Raw genomic sequence first — 8,824 nt, 5'->3', positions numbered from 1 at the left:
TGTTAATGATAATGAAATTTCGATTATTGCATTAACTAAACTGACTAATAGTCAACAAAAAATAAAAATTGATGAGAAAATATTATTAAAATTTATTACCGTGGATGAAAAAACACGAACAATTCAGTTAGAAATAATTAACTATAAAAAACTTTAATAAAAAATTAAATTAACTATCGATAGCCTATCTTCGGATGAAATAAAGCATTTTATCTAACAATATAGAAAAAATTTAGATAAATATCAGGGTAAACGAATATATTTAAATAAAGGAAACGGCCATTATGATATTTATCGTAATTCTTATCAGCATAATATTGCTATGTTGAAACAAAATATTGTTAGGGGAAAGAAAGAGTTAATAACAACTATTTGACCATAAGATCAATTGCTGATTTTAATATAACTCTGGTTAATCTAGGTTAAATTGTTTACCAACGCCATCTTTTTGAAGATGTAATTATTTCTGGTAATAGCATATCCCATGGTGCGGTAGGAATTTTATCAACCAATTGGCAGTTATGCGGCAATCCAATCGGATAAAAGTGTTTTTTTACGCTAATTGGCAAGCAACCTATCATAAAATCCGCCAGCCATACCTAATCGTTGTCCTTGTTTATCAAATGCGACTAGTGGCACGAACAGAATACAGAATATAGCTAGGCGACTTTAAAATAATTACAAGTAATTACTCTATATCAGTAAATTTATATTCGAGAAAAACATATATTTTTGTAATCAAAATTAAGACACTTAGTTATACCTAACTGTGCTATTGGCATAACATCCATGACATTAAGTGCTGGTTCAGCAGCAATATGAAAGCGATTTTTTATCAGTTGAGTATCAGGGCGCTAGTGTAAAAACAGCAGTTGATGGCGATTGAAGGGATGCAAAACAGGTAGATAAACTTTTTTGTCTTGTGTCCAAAGTTTTTTAATTAATGGATGAGTATTGATTTCACCATCAAATGAAAAAAATAACGCCAAATGGGCTGCAGATCGGATAAGCTCGTGTTCTAATACCAGGTAAGTTATTTTATCTGTTGCGCTATTTTCTTGTTCGCATGTTAATTGTCGACGATATTGGCGAACTGTTTGCCGGATAATTTTCTGTCGTTTGACTAGATTAGTAGACATAAAATTGGGAATTATTAATTTGGCAGCAATAAAATAATACGGTTTTTTATAATTGTATTATTCAACTTTTATTGACTGAAGGATAGTATATTTGAATGGTAACATTGTGAGTATAACAGTATAGCTTATTGAGGACCTCCAAGATGCCGTTTCGGGCTGTAACCCTTGAACTTGAGGTTCAAGGTGAACGTAGTATCGTTAACTTTAGGCTTCCTGGTGGCTAGGCTTTCCCTAGCTAACCAGGCATGCACACCATAAACAGGTAGCCACATTCTAAGTGATTTGAAATATCGGCTCAGGGGACTAACCCGCTGACGAGCATCTCAGAGAATTCTAAACTAGATCTTAGAATCTATTGTATGAAAGTAAATACAGAAAGCAAGCTATTCTTACTCTATTTTGGTACCAATGTTGTTTTATTCATCGGTTTTATTCTAACGGAGTAATTGTTCTTCCAGTAATGCGCGCTTGCTCTTGCAATGCCTGTTCGATCGTATGTTGCAATACACGGATTTTTTGTTCCATATTATCAGTGTAGTCCTGAGTTTTGATTTTTTTTTGCGCAAGTTCATGATAAATGTTTAAAGCGACGATAAAAATAAGTTGCTCGGTATTTGTGACACCAGTTCGATTTTTTAGATCTTTTAGCCGTTGCTCAAGCTCAGCCGCAGATGATTTTAAGGTATTTTGTTGTTCTTTGGGGCAATTAACCCTTAATGTTCGTCCTAAAATTTGAATATCAACAGGTTTTGTAGACATTATACCTTCCTGATTATGTGGGGAGACGAAATAGACTAGTAATATTTCGCTGCCCATAATTGTATTGATGCTATCAGAATAATTCTGAGTAATATATGTGCAATTTGTGCACTTATCTAGTATAGCTACCGTCCTTGATGGTAGCATATTACATATCAATATTATTAACGTAACTGAGCAGACATGCCAATACAGAAATCTTTACCTAATTATCAAACTCTTGAGCTACTATTGCAACAACAGAATGTTGATTTAACAGCCGCAGAAATGCACGGCTTAATTACGGGCCTAATTTGTGGTGGTAATCACGATTATAAGTAGAAAAAGTCAATTTATGAACTAATCAATGATGGATTAGTTTTTTCACAGATATTAACTAATCCACTCCGTGAGCTTTATGACTTTACATTTGCATTTTTAGATAATAATGATTTTATTTTTAATTTGTTGTTACCTAAAAATGATAAGGTGTCTGAGCGAGCTGATGCCTTAGCCGGTTGGGTTAACCATTTTTTATTAGGCTTGGGGATTACGCAACCTCAGTTGATAGAAAAAAGAATTAAAAGAAATTGTTACGGATTTACGCAATATTGGTATGTTGGGTTATCACAAAATGATGATCAAAATGAGTTAGAACAGCCTTTGGAAGAGATCATTGAGTATGTTAAGGTCGCAGTTTAGCTCTGTTTTATTGCCTTTATGGAGGTAAAAGATCGGCGAATGAAAGCAAAAAAACGATAAACCAACATTACATTGATAGGAATAATATTCTAACCTATTTTGTTGTTAATCGCTTGCGGGAGAAGGCATGACTCAACAACCATTTATATCTCGTCGCCATAAGTTTATAAAAAAAATGGCACTTACCAGCGCGGGTATTTTTTTTGCCGCTCCATCTGCTTTGCGAAATGCAGATTGTGAATATCCCTATCGGCAACACAGTGATTTTCTCTATTTAACTGGTTTCAGTGAACCTGAAGCCGCGTTAGTTATTATTAAATATAATGAAACCTCTAGTGAGAGCATACTATTTAATCGTGTGCGTGATCAAGCGATGGAAACCTGGTTTGGTCGTCGTTTAGGCCAGCAAGCCGCGATTGCAAAACTGGGCGTGGATCGGGCATTACCGTTTGCCGAAATTGATCAACAACTTTATCAATTATTGAATGGTTTAGCCGCTATTTATCATGCGCAAGGTGAATTTGCTTATGCGGATCAGATTGTTGGTGCAGCACTTAATCGGTTAAGGCAAGGTAGTCGGCAAAAATTAAAAGCTCCATCTACTCAAATGGATTGGCGGCCAATGCTGCACGAAATGCGATTATTTAAATCACCTGAAGAACTTACTCTAATGCGTGAAGCTAGCAAAATTTCTGCTGATGCACACCTTAGAGCAATGGAAACCTGCCAGCCTGATATGTATGAATATCAGCTGGCTGCAGAAATTGAACATCAGTTTGCCAGTCAAGGCGCAAAATCGCCTGCTTATACTACCATTGTCGGCAGTGGGCAAAATGCATGTATTTTGCATTACACCGAAAATGATGCCCTGATGAAAGCAGGGGATTTAGTTTTGGTTGATGCCGGTGCAGAATATCAAGGTTATGCCAGTGATATTACGCGTACCTTTCCAGTTAATGGTAAATTCAGCCCACCGCAGCGTAAAATTTATGACATTGTATTGACGGCACTAAATAGCGCTTTAACCTTATATCGACCTGGGGTCACTATTCATCAAGTGATGGCGGCGGTGATAAAGATCAAGATCGAAGGTTTAATTAAATTGGGTCTTTTGCAAGGTGAGCTAAATAAACTGATCGAAAGTAAAGCTCATTTGCCTTTTTTTATGCATGGTTTAAGTCACTGGTTAGGGCTTGATGTCCATGATGTTGGTGACTATGGAAACAATCACGATCGTCCGTTAGAGCCGGGTATGGTATTGACCGTTGAACCGGGGCTTTATATTGCACAGGATGCTAATGTGCCTGAAGCTTATCGAGGAATTGGTATACGTATTGAAGATGATATTATGATTATTGAAGAGGGTAATGAAAACCTGACAGCGGCTGTTATTAAAGATCCTGATAAGATAGAAGCACTGATGGCAGCAGCAAAGTAGGCAGGGGATTAGAAACGATGAAAGTAATTATTGTTGGCGGTGGTATGACAGGTGCATCATTAGCACTTGCTATTTCGGCCTTCACTCAGGGAAAGGTTAAAGTTTCATTAACTGAAGCAAGGTTACCTAATAAGGTACATCCTGGTTTTGATGCCAGAACAATTGCACTGGCTTATGGCACTTGCCAACAGTTTAATCAAATTGGTGTTTGGCACGGATTAAAAAAGTATGTGACGCCAATTACTAATATTCATGTTTCTGACTATGGCCATGCTGGCGCGGTAAATATGTATGCCAAAGATTATTCCCTTCCTGCACTTGGTTATGTTGTTGAATTGCAGGATGCAGGAAATTACTTATTTGAGCAGCTTAAAAAAGCGCCGGGTGTTGAATTATATTGTCCTGATGAAGTTATTGCTGTTGAGCGCACAATTGAGGATGTATCAGTCAAATTAACGAGTGGTAAAGTTTTAACCGGACAGTTATTAGTTGCTGCTGATGGCAGCGATTCCATCATAGGTAAAATCAGTCAAATTGAATGGCAGCGCGAGCCATACCAACAATGTGGAATTATTGCTAATATTTTAACTAGCCAAGCACCAGAGGGTCAAGCTTTTGAGCGTTTTACCCAACATGGTTCGTTGGCAATGTTACCTATGTGTAAAGGGTGTAGTTCGTTGGTTTGGTGTCACCCATTGGAAAAGCAGCAGTCTATTATGCAGTGGAGTGATGACCAATTTATGACAGAATTACAAAAATTGTTTGGCTGGCGGTTAGGTGAAATTAAGGCCGTTAGTGAGCGTTACTGTTTTCCATTGTTACTTTCGCAAGCGAAAAGATTGATTAGCCATCGATTGGTTTTAGTTGGCAATGCAGCACAAACTTTGCATCCTATTGCGGGTCAAGGGTTTAATCTTGGTATGCGTGATGTCATGATCCTTGCCAATATAATTAGTGAAGTAGCCAATCATGGTGGTGATATGGGAGCTTACTCGGTTCTTATCCAGTATCAAATGCAGCGTCATGATGATCGTCAAAGCACCATAAAGTTAACCGATAACCTGGTTCATTTATTTTCCAATAATCATCTAATTTGTGCTATCGGCCGTAATGTTGGATTAATGGCAATGGAAACACTACCACTTATGCGTGACATTTTAGCCCACCAAACAATCGGACGATCGTTTCATCTCTAGCTATTTAAGAAGGAATATTTCACTATGCAATCGTTTGATGTGGTTATTTTGGGTGGTGGTATGGTGGGCCTTGCTCTGGCTTCTGGATTACGGGGTTGCGGGATGAAGATTGCTGTTATTGAAAATTCTCCTGTGCAACATCAATTTGATCCGCAACAAGCGCCTTCACTCAGAGTGTCTGCTATCAATGCAGCAAGCCAAAAATTACTCGATTATTTAGGTGTTTGGCAAACCATCGTGCAGAAACGAGTTGGTAGTTATCAGCAAATAAAGGTTTGGCAGCAAGATAGTTTTGGTCATATACAATTTAATGCCAAGCAGCATTATTTACCTGCTCTCGGATATATCATTGAAAATTCGATTATTCGTGGATCATTATGGCAAGAGGCTCAATCAAGCAAAGATATTACTTTATTAACAGATAATAGATTGCAAAAAGTTGTTTGGGGCGAGAATGAAGTATTTATGACTTTGGATAATGAGCAAATGTTGACGGCAAGGTTGGTAGTTGGTGCTGATGGTGCTAAATCATGGTTAAGGGAAAAAGCGGATATTCCGCTTAGCTTCTGGGATTATGAACATACGGCATTGATAGCCACCATTCGAACTGAGATGCCCCATATGCTAACTGCTCGTCAATCTTTTCATAACGATAGCATTTTAGCTTTTTTACCGCTAGAGGATCCTCATCTTTGCTCAATTGTTTGGTCATTACCGGCAATGCAAGCGAATAGACGCTTGAATTTAGAGGTTTCTGTATTTGAAAAAGAGTTAAGTGTAGCTTTAGATATGCGCCTCGGTTTTTGTCAGTTAATTAGTGAACGTCAGATTTTTCCACTTATTGGCCAGTATGCACGAAATTTTGCCAGTCAACGTATTGCTTTATTAGGTGATGCTGCTCACACGATACATCCTTTAGCAGGTCAAGGGGTAAATTTAGGTTTTATGGATGTTGCAGAATTGATTGGACAATTACGGCGTTTGAATAGCGTAGGTAAAGATATTGGGCAGTATTTTTACTTACAAAGTTATGAACGTAAACGTAAACATAGTGCTGTACTGATGTTGGCTAGTATGCAAGGGCTCCGACAATTATTTGATGGCAATAATCCAGTCAAAAAAATGGTTTGTGATGTTGGATTACTGTTGGCTAGTAGACTACCAGGCATAAAACCAAAATTGTTAAGCTATGCGTTAGGAGCACATGATATGCCTAAATGGTTAGCAAAAGTCACGACAAATTCCTCAGAAATAGTGTAACTTATCGGGCCATTACTTTTAATATATCGTTTTACAGGGAATAACACTGCTGGTTTGAACTAGTTGTTTTAATTAATTTAATTTAGCAATTTGGGTTATTATTTTTACTACTGTAGTTCTCTATTTTTCAGCTTAAAGTTTTACTCTACTAATAGGTACTTTGATTTAACAATTTAATTTGTCTATACCTATTAATGAGGAAAATAGAACAATGACGATAAAACAGACTTCATTATATCAGCAGCATTTAGCATGTAATGCAACGATGATCGATTTTCATGGCTGGCTGATGCCATTGCATTACGGTTCTCAAATTGATGAACACCATGCTGTTCGCACAGCACCTGGCGTGTTTGATATTTCTTATTTAACAGTTATTGATCTGTATGGTAAAATGTGTCGAGATTTTTTACGTTATTTATTAGCCAATGATGTAGCAAAACTGAAGGAGCCTGCTGAAGGGTTCTATACGGGTATGTTAAATGCATCGGGAGGCGTGATCGATGATTTAGTTATCTTACTATTTTGATGATGATTACTATCGCTTAATTGCTAATTCTGCCACTCGGCAGAAAGATTTAGCTTGGATCAATCAACATATAGAAAATTGCCTAATTGATGTGCAGGTACGTAAAACACAATCTCTGCTTAATGACCAGCAGAAAACTGCGGTTATGGATATGCCACTCTTCTATGGTAAACAGATTTATGGTAAACAGATTGATGACTGGTTTATTACTACTGTAGGTTATACCGGCGAATTAGGTTATGAGATAGTGCTGCCGAAAGAGCAAGCTGTCAAACTTTGGCAAAAATTAATTGATTTAGATATTAAGCCGGCAGAATTGGGGGCACGTGATACCCTTCGTCTGGAAGCTGAAATGAATTTTTATGGACAAGAAATGAGTGAACTGGTGTCACCATTAGCGGCTAATATCGAATGGACAATAGCCTGGCAGCCAGAAGAGCGCTATTTTATCGGACGAGATGCGCTAAAGAGACAACGGCAGTTAGGCACAGAAAAATTAGTTGATTTAGTGATGCCTGATAGGGGAATATTGCAAACTGATTTGGCAGTTAGTTTTACTTAATACAGCGGGTGAGTTATGTGCAGGGATCATTACCAGTGGCACATTTTCGCCTACGTTGGGTTTAAGTATAGCTTTAGCACGAGTACGATTGAATATTGGCATGCAGGCGGTTGTAAAAATAAAAAAATATGAAATCCCAGTTCAGGTTGTAAAAGCCAGCTTTGTGCGTTATGGAAAAACATTAATTAACTAAAGTTATTTTATTGTATTTTTACGTTTGTTTTATTAAAAATTGGCTGATTAAACATAATAAAATGGCAACCAACATAATTGACTAAATACTATTTTAATCAGTTATTTTTATTCAATAAATCCATATATAATTAATAAAAATTGTTATTCATTTCAATGTTATTATCCGTGATAAAATGAAAATTAAAATAAATAACAAAAAAAAATAAGATATTAGTGATTATCATATATAATTTTTATTGAAATAATATGGTAATTATTTTATTTATTTATTTATTTATTTATTCATTTGAATTTAAATTTGAATTTGAATTTTTATTAGATTGTTTTTATAAGTTTAAAATAAATATTATTGATATTAAATTTTTCATTATTAAATATGGAGTGTTTATGAATGAAATAAATATGGAAGAGAAATATAAAAAAATAATTGATTGGATTAAATCATTAAGACCAGCACCAACATTATCAAATCAAGTTTATGACAGTGATTCAAAACTTACATTATCCACAGGAGATATAGCTAAGCATCTTAATTTTGATTACAAAATATATGTTTTTCTCCAATATAAATTTACTGATATAGAGTAATTATTTGTAATCATTTTAAAGTCGTCCAGCTATACCTATGACAAAATCATCACTCTCAATACATGATTCACTTTTCAAAAAGTTCCTTAGCGATATTGCTGTAGCTCGGGACTTTCTAGAAGTACATTTGCCGCCCCATCTTCGAGAGCGCTGCGATTTCAACACCTTGATGATGGAATCAGGTAGCTTTATCGAAGATGACTTCCGTACCTAATATTCAGATATGCTGTACTCTGTGCAGACGAATACGGGAAAAGGCTATATATAGAGAGTAGTCGAGCCATCAGAGCCGCCCTGAAAAGCGAATGGCATTCAGGCTTCTAGGGTACAGTGTGGCAGCTATGCAGCGACATATTGAGCAAGGTAACAACACTTTGTCGGTAGTCATCCCAATCTTGTTCTATCAAGGTGCTACGTCACCTTATCTTTATCTTTATATAGCTAAGCGACTTAATTTTGATTACAAAAATTTATGTT

At 36.3% G+C, this 8,824-nt stretch carries 8 protein-coding genes, 1 other RNA gene and 3 pseudogenes; 8 read left to right on the top strand and 4 right to left on the bottom strand.

Annotated features, from left to right (window positions below; all coding sequences use genetic code 11):
* Positions 1 to 431: 431 nt before the first annotated feature.
* The 4 genes and pseudogenes from ARSQ2_RS07300 to zapA form a co-directional block, all read right to left on the bottom strand.
* Positions 432 to 648, bottom strand: a pseudogene (locus ARSQ2_RS07300) (5-formyltetrahydrofolate cyclo-ligase); the annotation flags it as partial.
* Positions 649 to 854: 206 nt separating this feature from the next.
* Complete coding sequence (locus ARSQ2_RS07295; RefSeq protein WP_181994887.1) at positions 855 to 1,139, bottom strand: 5-formyltetrahydrofolate cyclo-ligase; 285 nt, start codon at positions 1,137 to 1,139, stop codon at positions 855 to 857.
* 131 nt (positions 1,140 to 1,270) lie between these two features.
* Positions 1,271 to 1,472, bottom strand: a non-coding RNA gene (gene ssrS, locus ARSQ2_RS07290) — 6S RNA.
* Positions 1,473 to 1,568: 96 nt separating this feature from the next.
* A complete protein-coding gene (gene zapA, locus ARSQ2_RS07285; RefSeq protein WP_181994886.1) occupies positions 1,569 to 1,898 on the bottom strand; it encodes a cell division protein ZapA in 330 nt (109 codons plus the stop codon).
* A 183-nt stretch (positions 1,899 to 2,081) separates the two neighbouring features.
* Here zapA and ARSQ2_RS07280 point away from each other — a divergent pair, with 183 nt between their 5' ends.
* The 8 genes and pseudogenes from ARSQ2_RS07280 to ARSQ2_RS07245 form a co-directional block, all read left to right on the top strand.
* Positions 2,082 to 2,219, top strand: a complete 138-nt coding sequence (locus ARSQ2_RS07280; protein ID WP_181994885.1) for a YecA/YgfB family protein — start codon at positions 2,082 to 2,084, stop codon at positions 2,217 to 2,219.
* A gap of 9 nt (positions 2,220 to 2,228) precedes the next feature.
* Complete coding sequence (locus tag ARSQ2_RS07275) at positions 2,229 to 2,579, top strand: UPF0149 family protein (protein ID WP_181994888.1); 351 nt, start codon at positions 2,229 to 2,231, stop codon at positions 2,577 to 2,579.
* A gap of 127 nt (positions 2,580 to 2,706) precedes the next feature.
* A complete protein-coding gene (gene pepP, locus ARSQ2_RS07270) occupies positions 2,707 to 4,017 on the top strand; it encodes a Xaa-Pro aminopeptidase (RefSeq protein ID WP_181994884.1) in 1,311 nt (436 codons plus the stop codon).
* Between the two features lie 17 nt (positions 4,018 to 4,034).
* Complete coding sequence (gene ubiH / locus ARSQ2_RS07265; protein ID WP_181994883.1) at positions 4,035 to 5,213, top strand: 2-octaprenyl-6-methoxyphenyl hydroxylase; 1,179 nt, start codon at positions 4,035 to 4,037, stop codon at positions 5,211 to 5,213.
* A gap of 24 nt (positions 5,214 to 5,237) precedes the next feature.
* Positions 5,238 to 6,473 carry an FAD-dependent 2-octaprenylphenol hydroxylase gene (ubiI, locus tag ARSQ2_RS07260; protein WP_181994882.1) on the top strand — a complete coding sequence of 412 codons (1,236 nt, stop codon included), beginning with the start codon at positions 5,238 to 5,240 and terminating at the stop codon, positions 6,471 to 6,473.
* A 211-nt stretch (positions 6,474 to 6,684) separates the two neighbouring features.
* Positions 6,685 to 7,757: pseudogene (gcvT, locus tag ARSQ2_RS07255) on the top strand (glycine cleavage system aminomethyltransferase GcvT).
* 404 nt (positions 7,758 to 8,161) lie between these two features.
* Positions 8,162 to 8,347, top strand: a complete 186-nt coding sequence (locus tag ARSQ2_RS07250; protein WP_181994881.1) for a hypothetical protein — start codon at positions 8,162 to 8,164, stop codon at positions 8,345 to 8,347.
* A gap of 37 nt (positions 8,348 to 8,384) precedes the next feature.
* Positions 8,385 to 8,824 (top strand): annotated as a pseudogene (locus tag ARSQ2_RS07245) (Rpn family recombination-promoting nuclease/putative transposase); the annotation flags it as partial.

The sequence above is a fragment of the Arsenophonus endosymbiont of Bemisia tabaci Q2 genome, assembly GCF_902713415.1.
Lineage (GTDB): Bacteria > Pseudomonadota > Gammaproteobacteria > Enterobacterales > Enterobacteriaceae > Arsenophonus.
This window is presented reverse-complemented; position numbering and strand designations above follow the sequence as displayed.

Excerpts from the sequence above, each read along its gene's own strand:
- ARSQ2_RS07295 (WP_181994887.1), bottom strand. The coding sequence starts at position 1,139 with ATGTCTACTAATCTAGTCAAACGACAGAAAATTATCCGGCAAACAGTT.
- zapA (WP_181994886.1), bottom strand. The coding sequence starts at position 1,898 with ATGTCTACAAAACCTGTTGATATTCAAATTTTAGGACGAACATTAAGG.
- ARSQ2_RS07280 (WP_181994885.1), top strand. The coding sequence starts at position 2,082 with ATGCCAATACAGAAATCTTTACCTAATTATCAAACTCTTGAGCTACTA.
- pepP (WP_181994884.1), top strand. The coding sequence starts at position 2,707 with ATGACTCAACAACCATTTATATCTCGTCGCCATAAGTTTATAAAAAAA.
- ubiH (WP_181994883.1), top strand. The coding sequence starts at position 4,035 with ATGAAAGTAATTATTGTTGGCGGTGGTATGACAGGTGCATCATTAGCA.
- ubiI (WP_181994882.1), top strand. The coding sequence starts at position 5,238 with ATGCAATCGTTTGATGTGGTTATTTTGGGTGGTGGTATGGTGGGCCTT.
- ARSQ2_RS07250 (WP_181994881.1), top strand. The coding sequence starts at position 8,162 with ATGGAAGAGAAATATAAAAAAATAATTGATTGGATTAAATCATTAAGA.